At 65.9% G+C, this 16,008-nt stretch carries 16 protein-coding genes; 12 read left to right on the forward strand and 4 right to left on the reverse strand.

Features of this window, described 5'->3' with window-relative positions; genetic code table 11:
- The first annotated feature begins 125 nt into the window (after nucleotides 1–125).
- The 4 genes from E4P09_RS23780 (at nucleotide 126) to E4P09_RS23795 (ending at nucleotide 3,375) form a co-directional block, all read left to right on the forward strand.
- Nucleotides 126–1,094, forward strand: a complete 969-nt coding sequence (locus E4P09_RS23780; RefSeq protein ID WP_137392156.1) for an endonuclease/exonuclease/phosphatase family protein — start codon at nucleotides 126–128, stop codon at nucleotides 1,092–1,094.
- A gap of 86 nt (nucleotides 1,095–1,180) precedes the next feature.
- Nucleotides 1,181–2,092, forward strand: coding sequence for a DMT family transporter (locus E4P09_RS23785; protein ID WP_137392157.1), 912 nt, complete (start codon nucleotides 1,181–1,183; stop codon nucleotides 2,090–2,092).
- A gap of 142 nt (nucleotides 2,093–2,234) precedes the next feature.
- Nucleotides 2,235–2,945 (forward strand): glutathione S-transferase N-terminal domain-containing protein, encoded by a 711-nt coding sequence (locus tag E4P09_RS23790; protein ID WP_137392158.1) that lies wholly within the window; start codon nucleotides 2,235–2,237, stop codon nucleotides 2,943–2,945.
- 163 nt (nucleotides 2,946–3,108) lie between these two features.
- Nucleotides 3,109–3,375 carry a sel1 repeat family protein gene (locus tag E4P09_RS23795; RefSeq protein ID WP_137392159.1) on the forward strand — a complete coding sequence of 89 codons (267 nt, stop codon included), beginning with the start codon at nucleotides 3,109–3,111 and terminating at the stop codon, nucleotides 3,373–3,375.
- A 60-nt stretch (nucleotides 3,376–3,435) separates the two neighbouring features.
- Here the strand turns inward: E4P09_RS23795 and E4P09_RS23800 are convergent, their stop codons facing one another.
- The 4 genes from E4P09_RS23800 to E4P09_RS23815 form a co-directional block, all read right to left on the reverse strand.
- Entirely contained in the window at nucleotides 3,436–3,726 is a 291-nt protein-coding gene (locus E4P09_RS23800; RefSeq protein WP_137392160.1) for a hypothetical protein, read from the reverse strand.
- Nucleotides 3,727–4,066: 340 nt separating this feature from the next.
- Nucleotides 4,067–4,759: a GntR family transcriptional regulator gene (locus E4P09_RS23805; RefSeq protein WP_137392161.1), complete on the reverse strand. Its 693-nt coding sequence runs from the start codon at nucleotides 4,757–4,759 to the stop codon at nucleotides 4,067–4,069.
- A 10-nt stretch (nucleotides 4,760–4,769) separates the two neighbouring features.
- Nucleotides 4,770–5,750, reverse strand: a complete 981-nt coding sequence (locus E4P09_RS23810; RefSeq protein ID WP_137392162.1) for a transketolase family protein — start codon at nucleotides 5,748–5,750, stop codon at nucleotides 4,770–4,772.
- Nucleotides 5,747–6,637 (reverse strand): transketolase, encoded by an 891-nt coding sequence (locus E4P09_RS23815; RefSeq protein WP_137392163.1) that lies wholly within the window; start codon nucleotides 6,635–6,637, stop codon nucleotides 5,747–5,749. The genes E4P09_RS23810 and E4P09_RS23815 overlap by 4 nt, the downstream gene beginning before the upstream one ends.
- Nucleotides 6,638–6,815: 178 nt before the next feature.
- Between E4P09_RS23815 and E4P09_RS23820 the strand changes: the two genes are divergently transcribed.
- Genes E4P09_RS23820 through otnK form a run of 8 tightly spaced genes read left to right on the forward strand, consistent with a single transcriptional unit; the run spans nucleotide 6,816 to nucleotide 16,008 of the window.
- Nucleotides 6,816–8,345, forward strand: coding sequence for an ABC transporter substrate-binding protein (locus E4P09_RS23820; protein WP_239025344.1), 1,530 nt, complete (start codon nucleotides 6,816–6,818; stop codon nucleotides 8,343–8,345).
- 6 nt (nucleotides 8,346–8,351) lie between these two features.
- A complete protein-coding gene (locus tag E4P09_RS23825; protein WP_137392164.1) occupies nucleotides 8,352–9,365 on the forward strand; it encodes an ABC transporter permease in 1,014 nt (337 codons plus the stop codon).
- A complete protein-coding gene (locus tag E4P09_RS23830; protein WP_137392165.1) occupies nucleotides 9,362–10,219 on the forward strand; it encodes an ABC transporter permease in 858 nt (285 codons plus the stop codon). The genes E4P09_RS23825 and E4P09_RS23830 overlap by 4 nt, the downstream gene beginning before the upstream one ends.
- Nucleotides 10,219–11,190: an ABC transporter ATP-binding protein gene (locus E4P09_RS23835; RefSeq protein WP_428977739.1), complete on the forward strand. Its 972-nt coding sequence runs from the start codon at nucleotides 10,219–10,221 to the stop codon at nucleotides 11,188–11,190. Before E4P09_RS23830 ends, E4P09_RS23835 begins: the two co-directional genes overlap by 1 nt.
- Nucleotides 11,187–12,227, forward strand: a complete 1,041-nt coding sequence (locus E4P09_RS23840; RefSeq protein ID WP_137392167.1) for an ABC transporter ATP-binding protein — start codon at nucleotides 11,187–11,189, stop codon at nucleotides 12,225–12,227. The genes E4P09_RS23835 and E4P09_RS23840 overlap by 4 nt, the downstream gene beginning before the upstream one ends.
- Entirely contained in the window at nucleotides 12,224–13,066 is an 843-nt protein-coding gene (locus E4P09_RS23845; RefSeq protein ID WP_170984613.1) for an SMP-30/gluconolactonase/LRE family protein, read from the forward strand. Before E4P09_RS23840 ends, E4P09_RS23845 begins: the two co-directional genes overlap by 4 nt.
- A gap of 29 nt (nucleotides 13,067–13,095) precedes the next feature.
- Complete coding sequence (locus tag E4P09_RS23850) at nucleotides 13,096–14,730, forward strand: N,N-dimethylformamidase beta subunit family domain-containing protein (RefSeq protein ID WP_137392169.1); 1,635 nt, start codon at nucleotides 13,096–13,098, stop codon at nucleotides 14,728–14,730.
- Entirely contained in the window at nucleotides 14,731–16,008 is a 1,278-nt protein-coding gene (otnK, locus tag E4P09_RS23855) for a 3-oxo-tetronate kinase (protein ID WP_239025345.1), read from the forward strand.

Here is a 16,008-nt window from a genome sequence, read left to right on the forward strand (position 1 = left end):
TTGGTCGTGATAGTGAACCTTTAGTTCTTTTATCAGAACATTAGTGCGGCATAAAGAACTCTGTTAAGGAAGGCGCGGCCTCGGGGCGCGCCGGTCCATGAAACCCTCCGGCCTATGTCAGTTTTATGATCCGATCGGTCATCAATATGGCGCTACCCCTATGCGGCCTGGCGATCAGCCTTGCGGTTCTCGTGGCCGGCTATCTCGGCGGCGTCTGGCTGCCTCTGGATGTGCTGTCTCACTTCAGGCTGCACGCCTTGGCGGCAGCGGTCGTCTTCGCGCTGGTTGCGGTGTCCGGCGGGCGGCTCTGGGTGCCGCTCGCCGCGGCAGGCCTGGTATTCTTCTATCTCGCCGTGGGCTTCTCCTGGCTGGCGGCGGACAAGCTCTCAAGCCCTGAGGGAGACTTGAGGGCGGGGGAGCGGCAGGTCAAGCTTCTGTCGTTCAACAGCTGGGTCTTGAACGAGGATCTGGCCGCCATCGAAGGCTTGCTTCGCGCGGAAAACGCCGACGTGGTGGTGATGCAGGAATTTTTTTCCCAGAAGAAGCCGCTGCTCGATCGGGTCGCTGACCTCTATCCGTTCCAAGCCGGATGCGAGCGGCGGATCGCCTGCAGCCTGGTGGTGCTTGCAAAATATCCGATCGCCTCGAGCGAGATCAGCATTCTGCATCCCAGACTCCCAGTGCTGCAGGCCCGGTTCGGGCCAGAGCTGGCCGGGCTTACGGTGGTGAGCGTGCACACGTCGCGGGCGCCATGGATCTACGAGCAGCAGGCGCAGGTCGCGGCGCTTGCTCGCCATGTGGCTCAGCGCAAGGGGCCGCTGATCGTGGCCGGCGACTTCAACGCCACGCCCTATTCGCTGATATTCCAGAGCTTCGTGCGCGGCTCAGGTCTCACCGGCCTACAGCATTGGCCAAGCTGGCCGGCGGTGCCTCTGGCGCTGCCGCAGCTGTCGATCGACCACATGTTCATTTCCGAGGGCGTGCGCCCGATGGTGTCGCCGCGGCCGACCCAGCCCGCTGGATCGGACCATCTGCCAGTCGTCGGCCAGTTTGCGATCTCGGGGCAACGGGACCGTGCGGTTGCGGCGCAATGAGGCCAAAAAGCTTGCCGACCACCTGAAGTGGGTCCAATCTCTGCGATGATCCGGCCCGATTTCGCTTCTCCTTCTCCTGTGCGTTCATGCGGTATTATGTGTTTCTGGCGCTCGCGCCATTGTTCTGGGCCGGCAATTGGGTGGTGGGCCGCGGGGTTCACGATATCATCTCGCCCATCGGCCTGAACTTCTGGCGGTGGTTCATCGCGACGCTCATCCTTCTGCCGGTCGGCCTGCCCGCCGTCATGCGCCAGTGGCCCGTGGTCCGCAGGGAGATGCGTCCTCTTCTTCTGATCGCGCTCACCGGCGGGGTGTGCTTTTCGTTCCTGGTCTTCTGGGGGCTCAACCACACCAGCGCCATCAATGGCGTGGTGCTCAATTCGAGCCTGACATTCTTCATCGTCCTGTTCAGCTGGCTCATGCTCGGCGACCGGCTGACGGTTCGCCAGGGGCTGGGCATGATGACATCGGTGCTCGGGGTGCTGGTGGTGGTCAGCCGCGGCGATCCTGGGTTCCTGTTCCATCTCGAATTCGGCTTCGGCGATCTGCTGATCCTGCTGGCGGTGCCCCTATGGGCGCTCTATTCGGTCATGCTGAAGATCTGGCCGACACGCCTCGACGGGCTCGCCCACCTCACCGTCACGGCCGCCCTGTCTGCAGGCCTGTGCGGGCTGGTCTACCCCATAGACATCCTGCTCAACGCCAAGGCGGTGCCGCCCCTCGAGCCAGCCATGATCGGCGCCATGCTGTTCATCGCCGTGTTTCCCTCGATCGGCTCCTTCTTCTTCTGGAGCGAGGGGATCAAGGGTCTCAGCCCCAATATGGCGAGCTACATGTACCCGCTGATGCCTGCCTACGGCACGATCCTGGCGGTGCTGTTCCTGGGCGAGACGCTGCACGGGTTCCAGTTCGTGGGGCTCGCCATCATTCTTGCGGGCGTCTACACCTGCACGGTGCCGCCACGGCGGCGGGTGCAGCCGCAAAATCCGTCGCGCTGAAGACGCATGCGCCCGGCGCAACCCACCTAGGCGGTGTTGGCGGCCTTGTCCTGGTGACAGGACGAGGGTTCCGTCATTATCCTCGCGGCTGAAAACAATCCGGCTATGGATTGGCCCCGAATGGTTTCGAGGAGACAAGCCGATGAATGACGCTGCGGCACGCAAGCCGATCAAGCTCTATTACTGGCCGACCCCGAACGGGTGGAAGATCACCATCGCACTCGAAGAGCTGAACATGCCTTACGAGATCCACTATGTGGATATCGGCAAGGGCGAGCAGTTCGAGCCGTCGTTCCTGGAGATCTCGCCCAATAACCGCATGCCGGCGATCGTCGACCCGGATGGTCCGGGCGGGGAGCCGCTCTCCATCTTCGAGTCCGGCGCGATCCTGCGCTATCTCGCCCAGAAGGGCGGCCGGTTCTATGCAAGCGACCCGCGCGGCCAGGCCAAGATCGACGAATGGCTGTTCTGGCAGGTCGGCGGCCTCGGGCCGATGGCGGGGCAGGCGCACCATTTCCGCAACTACGCGCCCGAAAAGATCCCTTACGCCATCGAGCGGTACACGAGGGAAGTCTCCCGTCTTTACGGTGTTATGGACAAGCGCCTGGCCAAGGCCGAGTTCTTGGCGGGCGATTATTCCATTGCCGACATGGCGGCGTTCCCCTGGGTGGTGCCTTACAAGAACCAAGGGCAGGATCTGGACCAGTTCCCCAATCTCCGCCGGTGGTTCGACACGCTGAAGGCGCGCCCTGCGGTTTCGAAGGGACTGGAGGTTGGCGCCGAGCGGCGGGATCCCAACCGGCTACAGACCGACAAGAAGGCGCGTGAGATCCTGTTCGGTGTCAAAAGCTGAGCGCCGCCCTTGAGCTTTGATTAACCACGTTTCTTAACGCTGCATTCTGCAACATCCGGCAAGATGATCTCGGCCCGGGCAGGAAGGGGTTCAGCCGCTCTGCCCGGGCGGTTCTGGCGCGAGCCGGGTGGTTGTGAGCATGTTGCGTTGGGGGAGTGGGGTCATGGCTCATCTGACCCTCGTTGTGTCGAATGAAAGGCCAGAGCATCCGCAGCGGCATTCGGGCGAGCTGCTGCTCCGCTTGGGCCTCATGGCCCAGGCGGCAGGCGGAGAGCGGGATCTGGTCGCCGCGCACAAATGGATGATCCTGGCAGCCCTGCAGGGCAATGTGGAGGCGCGCAGCCACCGCCGCCAGCTGGCCAGGCACCTGACCCCGGAGCAGATCGCGGAGGCGCATCGGCAGGCGCGCGCGTGGCTCGAGCGGCACTGAGGGGCGGCGACCTAAGGAAGAGACCGGGCGAGCGCCCGCCGGTCCGGCGGGCGCATCTGCTTACCAGGCGGAATTCAGCTGGTTCGGCGTGCTGAAGTCGTGGTCCAGCAGCCGCTGCATGTTCTCGATGAGGTAGCGCTCGCGGTATTGCGACTTCCAGATCTCGGTCTCGCGCACCGCGGCCCGGGCATCGATGCGGTCCTGCTCGCTGTTGAGCGGCGGCAGCTCATCGCGGCCGGGGCCATAGACAAAACCCTGGGGAATGAATTGCTCGGCGGCGTGGCTGGCCACCAGGCTGGTGGTGCCCACGATCAGCGCGACGGCCAAACCCGAAAAGTGCCTCTTGAACATAATGCCGATCTCCTTGCGCGACGTGCAATCTGCGGGTCTGCTCATCTCGCTTCACTGAACTGGCTACACATTGGCTGCGACATGAACCTCTGGATCGGCCGCACCGCCGTCCCCTTGCTCATATAAGCACAGCAAGCGTTTGGCTCCATGCAGAATTTCACGGTCGGTCCACTTCTTGTCGGCCTTGCGGCAACTGCGCAACGTTGCAATGGAAAGCGCCGGAAAGGCCCGCGGTTCCGCAATCAGCCTAAGGCCCGGTCCTTACTCAAAGATGGATGAGGATGAAACCAGGAAACCCGGCCCCGAATACGCACGCCTTCGGGCCCGGACAGAGAGGATTTCAGCGGCTAGCGGCCTTCAGGGGCTCCGTGCCGGCGGCCGATTTGGTGAGATAGGCCACGATGCCTTCACCGCCGCGCAGGATGTCCTGCTCCATGGCGCGGCGCGCCTTCGGCCCGTCGCGCCGCTCCAGGGCTTCGATCAGGTGGATGTGCTCGTCGGCGATCAGGTAATCCGGCGGGATATCCTCGTGATAGACCTTGAGAATCGGGCCCATGGAGACCCACAGGCTCTCGATCTGGGCGACCAGCATTTCCAGGCGCGAGAGGCGGTAGACGCCGAAATGGAAATCGCGGTTGAGGCGGTTGGCGGTGGTCGCATCGCCGGCATTGCGGGCAGCCTCGAACTTGGTCTGGATCGCGCGGAGATGACCGATGTCCTCAGGCGTGGCGTGTTCGGCGGCCCGCTCGGCGGCGAGGCCTTCCAGGGCGATGCGGATGGTGCGGATCTCCAAATAGCGCGGCAGGTCGAGCGCCGGCACGGTGACGAAGCGGCCGGAGCGCATTTCGAGGCCACGCTCGCTGACGAGCCGCAGGCAAGCCTCGCGCACGGGCGTGACGCTGGTGCCCAGCTTGTCCGCCAGATCCTGCAGGACCAGACGCTGGCCCGGGCCGAAGGCGCCGGAGATGAGCGCTTCGCGCAAGGTGGAATAGACGCGGGTCGAGAGATTGCCGGGCTCCAGGCGCTGGATCATCGCGTCATCCTCATAAGCTCGCCAGCGCCTCCCGGGCGACCGCCTCGATGCCCGGCGCATCCAGGCGGTAATGGGCATAAAGATGAGTCGGCGGCGCGATCAGGCTGTATTCATCCATGATGCCATGGCGGATCAGCCGCGCTTCGCCGCCGGTCTCGGCCATGACCTCGGCGACCGCACCGCCCAGCCCGCCGATGATGTTGTGCTCCTCGACGGTGAGGATGAGCTTGGAGCGCATGGCCTGAACCACGGCATCGCGATCGAGCGGCTTGATGGTATGCATGTCGACGAAGCCGACGGAGCGGCCCTCGGCGCGCAGGGCCTTCACTGCCTGAAGCGCCGGGTGCACCGTGCTGCCGCAGGCGATGACGGTGAGCTCCTCGCCCTCGCAATGGGTGACGGCCTTGCCGAAGCGGAACTCGCCGGCGTCGTCATAGACCTGCGGGTCGTGGCCGCGGCCGATGCGGAAATAGATGGGCTGACGATAGTTTACAGACGCCTTGAGGGCGGTGGCGAATTGTACGCCGTCGGCGGGGGCGACCACGGTGAGGTCGGCGATCGACCGCATGATGGCGATGTCTTCGGTGGCATGGTGGGAGGTGCCGTAGAAGCCCATGGCGATGCCGGTATGGTGGCCGATGAGCCGCACCGGCAGGTCGGAATAGGCGATGTCGGTGCGGATCTGCTCGCAGCAGAGCAGGGCGAGGAAGGACGCGAAGGTCGCCACATAGGGCATGATGCCGGTGGTGGCGAGGCCTGCGGCCGCCGATACCATGTTCTGCTCGGAAATGCCGAACTGGATGAAGCGCTCGGGGTGCTTGCGGGCGAAGGCGGCGAGGCCGTTGGAATATTGCAGGTCGGCGGTGATGGCCGCCACGGGATGGCCGGCATCGGCGAGCTCGTTCAGTGTTTGCGCCAGCACACCCAGGGTGGGCGCGCGGGTGGCCAGCTGCCGATAGTGCCAGGACGCCGGGTCGACCGGTCCGTTCATCGGGCAAGTCCCCGCTTCAGTTCGGCAATGGCCAGCGCCTCGTCCTCTGGGCCGAGATAGCCGAGATGCCAGCCGTGCTCCTTCTCCATATAGCTGACGCCCTTGCCCTTGACGGTGTTGGCGATAATGCAGGCCGGCTGCCGCCGCGAGCGGTCCGCCTTGACCCTGCGCAGGGTGGCGACAAGGGCCGCCATGTCGTGGCCGTCGACTTCGTGCACCTCCCAGCCGAAGGCGCGCCATTTCTCGTCCAGCGGCTCGATGCCGATGACGTCAGGCACGCTGCCGTCGAGCTGAACGCCGTTGCGGTCGACGATGGCGACGAGGTTGGCGGTGCGGTGATGGCTCGCGGCCATGGCGGCGGCCCAGACCTGGCCTTCCTGCATCTCGCCGTCGCCGAGCAGCACATAGGTCAGAAAATCCTTGTTCTGCATGCGCGCGCCGAGGGCCATGCCGAGGCCGGCGGACAGGGCATGGCCGATCGAGCCGGAGCTGAAGTCCACACCCTTGACCAGGCGGCGGTCGGGATGATCGCCCAAGGGGCTGCCGAGACGCGTGTAGCTGTCCAGCATGTCCTTGGGGAAGAAGTCGAGATCGGCGAGGATGGGGAACAGGCCGACGGCGGCATGGCCCTTGCCCATGAGGAAACGGTCGCGGTCCGGCCACTCCGGCTCGCCGCGGCGCAGGCGCATCACATCGTAATAGAGGGCGGCGAAGATCTCGGCGCAGGAGAAGACGGAGGAGTAATGGCCCACCTTGGCGATGGAGATGAGCCGCACGGTTTCGAGGCGCACGAACAGGGCGCGGTCGATGAGAAAGTCGAGCTCCTGGCGCGATGGCGCCCGATCCTGGTCGCCCGGTGTTTCGGCCTGTGACGTGGTCTGGGCCATTCCCCCGCCTTCCTGATCTGCCCATCTTCAGAGCCGTTGACGACTCCAGTCAAATGATATCGTATAGGATATAACATTGATCTTGGCGAGGGGCGCAAGATGGATCTTGGCCTCGCTGGCCGAGACGGCAGTGGGGGTCGAGGGCCGTGTCCGACGGTCGCATCAGGGGAGATGAGGGATGTCACTACGCGTCATGAGCATGGCCGCCGGGCTGTTGTCGGCGCTGACGATGGGTCACCTGGCGCAGGCGCAGGAGGTGTTCGTCTGGGCGGATGCGGCCGAGCCAACCACGGTCGATCCGGCCAAGGTCAATGTGAATCACGAGATGACCATCGCCCGGAACGTGTTCGACCGGCTCGTGAACTACGACCTCAAGCAGCCGGACAAGCTCTTGCCGGGGCTCGCCACGAGCTGGAAGCAGGACGGCACCAAGTGGACCTTCACCCTGCGGGACGGGGTGAAATTCCATGACGGCACCCCGTTCGACGCCGAGGACGTGAAGGCCACCATCGAGCGCGACCTGCGCATCGGCCAGGGCCAGAGCTATTTGATTGCCGACATCGACAAGGTGACGGTGGTCGATCCCAAGACGGTGGAGATCGAGACCAAGGCGCCGAACGTGTTCCTGGCGGGCAATCTCGCCCGCAGCGAGATCATGTCGGCGGAGGACATTGCCAAGCACGCCAGCGAGCCGGACAAGGGGGACGCCTATTTCAACGAGAACGCCAACGGGACCGGCCCCTACAAGATGGTGAGCTGGACGCGCGGGGCACAGATCGACCTGGAGCGCAACAAGGACTGGTGGGGCACGTTTCCCGACAAGGCCTATGACCGGGTGATCGACCGGTTCGTGACCGAAGGCTCGAACCGCGCCCGTGGCCTGGAAGGTGGCGAATACGACCTCGCCAATTTCGTGCCGCGCGACGAGGCGCTGCGCATCGGCAAGAGCCCCGGTTTCACTCTGGTCGAAGGCAACAATCTGTGGGCGTGGCCGGCGATCTACCTGAATTCCACGCTCGCGCCGACCGATAACGCGGATTTCCGCGACGCACTGACCAAGGTCTATGACTACAACGCCATGAACCAGTACTTCCAGGGTTCATCGGTGACGCCGCGCGGACCCGTTCCGGCCTGGGTGCCCGGCAGTCCCGAGAACGACATGGCGCCCATTCAGCAGGATGTCGAGAAGGCGAAGGCGGCGCTGGAGAAGGCCGGCGTGACCAACCCGACCATGAAATGCTCGGTGCCGTCGGAGTTCACCGAGTTCGCCTTCGCGGCCACGGTGCTGCAGGCCTCTGCTGCGCAGATCGGCATCACGGTCGAGATCGAGCTTCTGCCTTTCGTAGAGGCGATCACCGCGGCCAAGTCGAACAAGAGCAATTGCTTCATCATCGGCAATGCGAACCTGAGCCCGACCGATCCGACCAAGTTCTTCGCGGCCCATTACCTCACGGGCGGGTTCTATAACGCGGCCAATTATTCCAACCCGGAGCTCGACGCGCTGGTCGCCAAGATCCCGACGATCACGGACGACAAGGAGCGGTACGAGGCGCTGAAGAAGGCGGCGGAGATGGTGGTCGACAGCCACACCATCATCTGGACGGCGAGGCCAACGACCGTGGTGCCGGTGCCGGACCACGTGCAAGGCTACCAGATCGACCCGGCCGAATATATCAATGTGCGGCTGTGGGAACTGCACGAGAAGTAAGGGGCGATGGCAGGGTTTCTGGTCAGGCGTGTTGGTTGGGCCCTGCTTGTCCTCCTGGTGGTGGCGACCGTCACCTTCTTCCTGAGCCGCGTGGTGCCGGCGGATCCGGCGGCTTTCCTGGCGGGGCAAAACGCTTCCGCCGAGACGGTCGCCCGGATCCGCGCCGAATACGGGCTCGATAAGCCGCTGCTCAGCCAGTATGTGGACTATCTCGCGGGGCTGACGCGCGGCGATTTCGGCCTGTCGCTCCGGACCAAGCAGGCGGTGGCCGAAGACCTCGCCCAGTTCCTGCCGGCTACGCTCGAGCTGCTGATCGTCAGCTTCATCATCTATATCGCGGTGAGCTTCGCCCTGGCGGTGGCGGCGGCACGGCGCCAGGGTGGCGCGGTGGATAGCGGCATCCGGCTGTTCACCATGCTGGGCAGCGGCATCCCGGTGTTCTGGCTGGGCATGGCATTGCAGTTCATCTTCTTCTACAAGATGGGCCTGCTGCCGCTCAGCGGACGCTTTCCCCTGCGCGAGGTGGCGCCGCCTGTGGTGACCGGCTTCCTGCTGATCGACACACTGCTGGCGGGCGACCTTGCCGCCTTCTGGTCGGCGGCCAAGTGCCTGGTGCTGCCGGCGTTGACCATCGTCATCAACCTTCTGGCGGTGGGCACGCGCATGTCGCGGGCCGCGCTCATCAGTGAATATCAGAAGCAATATGTGAAGACGGCGCGCGGCAAGGGGGTGGGAGCGTCGCGGGTGCTGTACAAGCATGTGCTGCGCAACGCGCTCTCGCCGCTGCTGACCGTCACCAGCATGCAGTTCGGCTACATGATCAGCTGGGTGATCCTGGTGGAGGTGATCTTCGACTGGCCGGGCATCGGGCTCTATGCCTACAAGTCGTTCCAGGTGTTCGACTACGCGCCGGTGGTGGCCCTGGCCATTGTCTCGACCGCGGTGTTCTCGCTGATCAACGTGATCCTCGACCTGTTGGCGCCGGTGATCGATCCGCGGGTGCGGAGCGCGGCGGCATGAGCACGCCGGCCGAACCCGCTGCCGCCCCGGCGAGGCGGCGCGTGCGTTCCAGCGGCGTGCTGGTGGCGATCGCCTGGTGCGTGCTGGCAGTGCTCTTGGCCTTCGCGCTGTTTCCCGAGCTGATCGCGCCACGCAGCCCGATCGCCCTCGACATCATGAACCGGCTGAAGCCGCCGAGCCCCGCTTATCCGTTCGGCACCGATGAGGGCGGGCGCGATCTGCTCTCACGGGTGATCTACGGCACCCGCTATTCCCTTGGCGTGGCGGTGGCGATCGTGTTCAGCGCGGCTGTCTTCGGGGTGGTGTATGGGGCGATCGCCGGCATGGCGCGGCCATGGATCGACGAGATCCTCATGCGCATCGTGGACGTGTTCTTCGGCTTTCCCGCGCTGGTCTTGGCCTTGGCAGTGGCCGCGGCCATGGGGCGGGGCTTATGGAGCGTGACCCTTGCCTTGTCGATCATCTGGTGGCCCGGCTTTGCCCGGCTGGTGCGCGGCGAGGTGATGCGCATCAAGGAATTGCCCCATGTGGAGGCGGCGCGCTCGCTGGGCGTGCCGACGCTGACGCTGGTGCGGCGGCACATTCTGCCCTTCGTGTTCCAGGAGGTGAATGTGCGGCTGACCACCGACATCGGCTATGCGCTGGTGGCGGTGACTGCACTGTCGTTCCTGGGGCTTGGCGCGCAGTCGCCGACGCCGGAATGGGGCCTGTTGATCCGCGACAGTCGCAACTATTTCGGCAATGCCTGGTGGTATCTGGTGTTTCCCGGCGTGATGGTGATGATCACCACTGCCGCCTTTTCCATCATCGGCGACAGTTTCGCCCCGAAGCAGACGTCGGGGGCGGTACCATGATCCTGTCGGTGCGCGATCTTGCCATCAGCTTCGACACGGCGGTCGGCCCATTGCGGGCGGTGGACGGCATCTCCTTCGACGTGGCGGAAGGCGAGTTCTTCCTGATCATCGGCGAATCCGGCTCAGGCAAGACGCTCACCGGCAGCGCCATCGTGGGCCTGACCCCGCCCGAGGCGCGGCTGTCCGGCTCGATCCGGTTCCAGGGGCGCGAGCTGCTCAACCGTCCGGATGCGGAGCTGCGCGAGGTGCGCGGGCGCGATATCGGCATCGTCTACCAGAACCCGCTGAGCGCCATGAACCCGGTGTGGCCGGTGGGCGACCAGATTGCCGAGGCGCTGCTGGTGCACGGGCTGGCGGACCGCAAGGGCGCGGCCAAGCGCGCGGTGGAGCTGCTGGAGCGGGTGCATCTGCCCGACCCCCAGCGGGTGGCGCGGGCCTATCCGCACGAGATCAGCGGCGGCATGCGGCAGCGGGCGATGATCGCCATGGCGCTGGCCTGCGGGCCGAAGCTGCTGATCGCGGACGAGCCGACCACCGCGCTGGACGTGACCATCAAGGCGCAGGTGCTGGAGCTTCTGGCCGAGCTGCGCGACGAGATGGGGCTGACGGTCATTCTCATCACCCATGACATGGGCGTGGTGGCGGAGCTCGCCGACCGCATTCTGGTGATGTATGCGGGACGGGTGGCGGAGATCGGCCCGGCGGATGCGCTGATGACGGCGCCGGCGCATCCCTATACGGAAGCGCTGATGCTGAGCGGGGCCATCGCCGAGACGCCGTTCAAGGCAACGCTCAGGGCCATTCCCGGCGCAGCGCCCGGCCTCGGTGGTCAGCGCGAGGAATGCCGGTTCCATGCGCGCTGCCCGCGCGCCGAGGCGGACTGCCGGAGGATGAAGCCGCCGTTGCGGCCGCTGGGGGGCGGTGAGGCGGCCTGTTTCCATCCGCTGGTGGAGGCGCCGGTGCCGGCATGAGCGCGCTGCTCGAACTCGACCAGGTGGTGAAGGCGTTCCGGCAGCGCGGTGCCCGCGGCCGCGAGATCCGCGCGGTGGATGGCGTGTCGCTGACGGTCAACCGGGGCGAGACGTTAGGCATTGTCGGGGAGAGCGGGTGCGGCAAATCGACGGTGGCGCGGCTTGCCCTGCGGCTGCTCGAGCCGACGGCGGGGCGCGTGCGCTTCGCCGGTGAGGATATCACCTTGGCGCGGCCTGCGGCGCTGATGCCCGTGCGGCGGCGCATGCAGGCGATCTTCCAGGACCCGCTCGCGTCGTTCAACCCGAACATGACCATTCGCCAGATCATGGCGGAGCCGTTCGAAACGCATGGCCTGAAGCCGGAGGAGGGGATCGAGGCGCGGGCCCGGGCGCTACTCAAGGCGAGCGGCATGGCCGATGTGGATCTCTCCAAGCGGCCGGCGGCGTTTTCCGGCGGGCAGCTGCAGCGCATCGCCATCGCGCGGGCGCTGGCGCTGGAGCCGGAGCTGATCATCGCGGACGAGCCGACCTCGGCGCTCGACCCCTCGATCCAGGCGCAGATCGTGAATGCGCTGCTGGAGATCCAGAAGGCGCGCGGCATCGCCTATATGATCATCTCGCACGATCTCGACGTGCTCGGCCACATGGCCGACCGGCTGGCGGTGATGTATCTGGGCGTGGTGGTCGAGACCGGGCCGGGGCCGCAGGTGATGAACCTGCCGCTGCATCCCTATACCCAGGCGCTGCTCTCTGCGGCGCCTACCCTCAAGGCGCGGCGCGACCGCTCGTGGCGGCGCATTTTGCTGCCGGGCGATCCGCCCAATCCGGCAGCGGTGCCGCAGGGCTGCCGGTTCCATCCGCGCTGCTCGCTTGCCCGCGACATCTGCCGCAGAGATGTGCCGCCGCTGCGGCCCGTAGCGGATAATGGCCAGTTGGTCGCCTGTCATTTCGCGCCCGACGAGACCAGGACGCGGGGCGAGGCGATTTCGCTGGCCCGTCGCGGGCTGCCGATGCGCTCCCAGGAGGTGATCGCGTGACCAAGTACAAGGTGGAAGTGGAGGGACTTGGGTTTCCCGAGGGGCCGGTGTCGCTGCCGGACGGTTCAATCGCCTTTGTCGACCTGACGCATCAGAAGATCCGCCGGTTTCATGATGGCGACCTGACTGAGCTATCCGCGCTGGAAGGCTCGCCCAACGGCATGCGCTTGGGTGCGGATGGGCATCTCTATGTCTGCAATAATGGGGGGCTGAGACCCAGCCGCGCCCATGGGCTGATGCGGGCGGAGCCGGAGATTTCCGGGCGCGTGCAGCGGGTTGCGCTGGATGGAACGGTCGCCGACGTGGCGGTGGATCTGCCAGGGGCGAAGCCGTCGCGGCCCAACGACCTGCAGTTCACGCCGGAGGGCGACATCGTCTTCACCGACCCGCAGAATTGGGAAACGCTGGGCAGCGCGCCCGACCGGTATCATGGCGGGCAGCTGCTGAAGGCGAGCCTTCAGGGCGAGGTCGAGGTGATGGCAGAGATGGAGGGCTTCCCCAACGGGCTCGTCTTCCATCCGGATGGATCGCTGCTGGTGGGCACCAGTGTCGGACATAAGCTGTTCCGCTTTTCCTGGGAGAGCGGCCGGGCCGGCGCGGCGGAGGAATGGCAGCGCTTCGATGACCGGTTCGGTCCGGACGGCATGGCGGTGCACGAGGACCGCATCTATCTCGCCGGGAGCGTCGGTGATCGGATCGCGGTGCTCGATCTCTCCGGGCGTCTCATCCGCATGATCGACATGGGCTGGGGGAGCGATCCGACCAATCTCTGCATCCACCAGGGACTGTTGTGGGTGACCCTGGGCTATCCCGGGCAGCTCGTGTCCATGGAACTGTAGGCCTCTCAGCTAATGACGAGCAATTCTCAATGACCACGCCCATGAATACACGCCCGCGCCGCATCGGCCCGATGCATGCGGATGAAAGCTGGCTCGACCGGCGCTGGTACGAGGCGCCGCGCGAGGACCCTGCCGCGCCTGAGGTCTATACCTATACGGATGCGATCTCCTATGAGGCGGGCGACGAGGTCTTGTTCCACAGCAGCACCCATGCGGCTGAGTGGTCGCTGGAGATCATCCGCGATGGCCTTGTGCCCCGTAGCGTGCACCAGGCGATGGTGCCCGGCCGGTTCACGCCCATGCCGAGAGATGCCTACAGGGCGGGCTGCGGCTGGCCGGTAGCCTATCGCTGGCGCATTCCGGAGGATATGCCATCGGGGTTCTACCGGATGGTGTCGCGCTGCGAGCGGCCCGATGGCAGCCATTTCGTGCAGGACCATTTCTTCGTGGTGCGGCCCAAGCCCGGCCAGCCCACGGCCAAGCTGCTGATGCTGCTGCCGACGGCGACGTATGAGGCCTATAACGACTGGGGCGGCGCCAACCACTATATCGGCATAGATGGGCCCAATGGGGACCAGGCCTCGCCGATCTTGAGCCAGCTCAGGCCATGGACCCGGGGCATGGTGTGGCATGCGCCGGATTCACCACGGCTGTGCTCGCCCATGCGGCGGTTCGGCCAGCCGCCGACCTATCACATGAAAGAATGGACCTATGCCCATGGCTACGGCTTCTTCTGCCATGCGGCGGGCTGGGCGCAGTTCGACCGGCATTTCGCGGTGTGGGCCGAACGCGAGGGCTATGCCTTCGACATGATCACCCAGACCGACCTCCATTACCGGCCGGAGCTGCTCGATGCCTATCCGGCCCTGGTGGTGGTGGGGCATGACGAATACTGGTCGCGGGAGATGCGGCTTGCGGTCGAGGCCTATGTGGAGCGCGGTGGCCGGTTCGCCCGGTTCGGCGCCAATTTCACCTGGCAGATTCGGCTGGAGGACGAAGGCCGCAGCCAGGTCTGCTACAAGACCCGGGCGCCTGTGGAGGACCCGGTGCGCGACGGGCCGAATAGGCAGTTGCTGTCCACCGCCTGGGAGGATCATCGCGTGGCCTGGCCAGGGGCCAGCACGGTGGGCGTGAACGGGCTCGGCGGCGTCTATGCCTCATGGGGCGGGTTCGTGCCGCGGGGCAATCGCGGCTTTACCGTTTACCGCCCGGAGCATTGGATCTTCGCCGGCACCGACCTCTCTTATGGCGACGTGTTCGGGGCGGAGGCGGAAATCTTCGCCTATGAGGTGGACGGGGTGGATTATACGTTCCGGGATGGGCTGCCTTACCCGACCGGGGCGGATGGCACGCCGAAGGAGGTTGAAATCCTCGCCATGTCGCCGGCGGTGCTGACAGAAGGCGATTTCCGCATCGAAGCCTTCCGCCACTATATCGGCAACAATGACCAGGTGCAGAAGGCCGAGATGGTCTATGGCGAGGTGAGCCCGGAGACCATGGCCAAGTCGAGATACGGCGCCGGCATGATGGTGCATATGCCGCGGGGCAAGGGCGAGGTGCTGACCGCCGCCACCTGCGAATGGGTGATGGGGCTTGCGCGCAACGAGCCGTTCACGCAACAGATCACCCGCAACGTGCTCAATCGGTTCTGCGGGAGCGAATAGGTGGCGGGCAAATTGCTGTTCGGCGCATTGGCCGACGATCTGACCGGCGGGGTGGAGCTGGCCGGCATGCTGGCGGCCGGGGGTGCCGCGACGCAGCTGGTGACCGATGCGGCCGCCGTGGACGAGGTGCGCGGGGCGGATGCCATCGTCATCGCCCGGCGCACCCGGGTGATCCCGGCGGCGGACGCGGTCGCCGCTTTCCGCGAGGGCGGAGAAGCCCTCAAGGCGCACGGCGCCCGGCAGATCTTCTACAAATACTGCGCGACGTTCGACTCGACGCCGGCCGGCAATATCGGCCCTTGCGCGGATGTGCTGCGCGAGATCACGGGGGCCGACGGCACCCTGTTCTGCCCGAGCTTTCCGGAACCGGAGCGCACGGTCTATCAGGGGCATCTCTTCGTGGGCAGCGCGCTCGTGTCCAATTCGCCGAAGCGGCTCGACCCGCTGACGCCGATGACCGAGCCGGACCTGGTGAAGGTGCTGCAGGCGCAGACCGCAACCAAGGTTGGGCTGGTGGCGCTGCCCACGGTGCTGGCGGGCGCGGAGGCGGTGCGTGCGGCCGCGCGTGCCCTGTTCGCGGCGGGCACAGCCTATGCCATCGTGGACACGGTGAGCGAGAGCGATCTCGTCACCATTGCGGAAGCGACCTGGGACTGGCCGCTGATGACCGGGGGCTCGTCCGTTGCGGCCTATTATCCCGGCCTGTGGCAGCGGCACGGGCTGCTTCAGGCTAAGGTGCCGGCGCCGCTGCCTGGCATGGACGGCCCGGGCGTGGTGCTGGCGGGCAGCTGCGCCGCTCAGACCCAGGCGCAGATGGCGGCGTTTGCTGAGTATCATCCGGTGCTGGGCATCGATCTGACCGCCAGCGAGAACGTGGAGGCGAGTGTCGCGCGGGCGCTGGACTGGGCGGAGCGCCAGGCAAGCGCCGCGGTGGGCTTCACCACCGCTGAGACTGCGGAAAGCGTTGCGGCGGCGCAGAGCGCTCTGGGCCGCGACGGGGCGGCCCGCCGGGCCGAGCAGATCCTGGCGGCCCTCGCCAAGCAGCTAGTCGAGCGCGGAACGCGGCGGCTGGTGGTGGCGGGCGGCGAGACCTCGGGCGCGGTGGTGGAGGCTCTGGGCATTCGCCGCATGACGGTGGCGCCGTTCACCCGGCCCGGCATCGGCCTATGCGTGACTGATGCTCCGGAGCCGCTGGCCCTGTGCCTCAAATCCGGCAAGCTCGGCAGCCGCGACATGTTCGCCGAAGCCCTGGCCACCATGGGCCGGGCTCACGCGTAG

The sequence above is a fragment of the Rhodoligotrophos defluvii genome, assembly GCF_005281615.1.
Classification (GTDB): domain Bacteria; phylum Pseudomonadota; class Alphaproteobacteria; order Rhizobiales; family Im1; genus Rhodoligotrophos; species Rhodoligotrophos defluvii.

What these genes read in the sequence shown, in the direction of transcription:
- E4P09_RS23805 (WP_137392161.1), bottom strand. Translation starts at nt 4,759, where the DNA reads ATGATCCAGCGCCTGGAGCCCGGCAATCTCTCGACCCGCGTCTATTCC.
- E4P09_RS23795 (WP_137392159.1), top strand. Translation starts at nt 3,109, where the DNA reads ATGGCTCATCTGACCCTCGTTGTGTCGAATGAAAGGCCAGAGCATCCG.
- E4P09_RS23830 (WP_137392165.1), top strand. Translation starts at nt 9,362, where the DNA reads ATGAGCACGCCGGCCGAACCCGCTGCCGCCCCGGCGAGGCGGCGCGTG.
- E4P09_RS23810 (WP_137392162.1), bottom strand. Translation starts at nt 5,750, where the DNA reads ATGAACGGACCGGTCGACCCGGCGTCCTGGCACTATCGGCAGCTGGCC.
- E4P09_RS23825 (WP_137392164.1), top strand. Translation starts at nt 8,352, where the DNA reads ATGGCAGGGTTTCTGGTCAGGCGTGTTGGTTGGGCCCTGCTTGTCCTC.
- E4P09_RS23790 (WP_137392158.1), top strand. Translation starts at nt 2,235, where the DNA reads ATGAATGACGCTGCGGCACGCAAGCCGATCAAGCTCTATTACTGGCCG.
- E4P09_RS23815 (WP_137392163.1), bottom strand. Translation starts at nt 6,637, where the DNA reads ATGGCCCAGACCACGTCACAGGCCGAAACACCGGGCGACCAGGATCGG.
- E4P09_RS23785 (WP_137392157.1), top strand. Translation starts at nt 1,181, where the DNA reads ATGCGGTATTATGTGTTTCTGGCGCTCGCGCCATTGTTCTGGGCCGGC.
- E4P09_RS23840 (WP_137392167.1), top strand. Translation starts at nt 11,187, where the DNA reads ATGAGCGCGCTGCTCGAACTCGACCAGGTGGTGAAGGCGTTCCGGCAG.
- E4P09_RS23800 (WP_137392160.1), bottom strand. Translation starts at nt 3,726, where the DNA reads ATGTTCAAGAGGCACTTTTCGGGTTTGGCCGTCGCGCTGATCGTGGGC.
- E4P09_RS23780 (WP_137392156.1), top strand. Translation starts at nt 126, where the DNA reads ATGATCCGATCGGTCATCAATATGGCGCTACCCCTATGCGGCCTGGCG.
- E4P09_RS23850 (WP_137392169.1), top strand. Translation starts at nt 13,096, where the DNA reads ATGACCACGCCCATGAATACACGCCCGCGCCGCATCGGCCCGATGCAT.
- E4P09_RS23820 (WP_239025344.1), top strand. Translation starts at nt 6,816, where the DNA reads ATGTCACTACGCGTCATGAGCATGGCCGCCGGGCTGTTGTCGGCGCTG.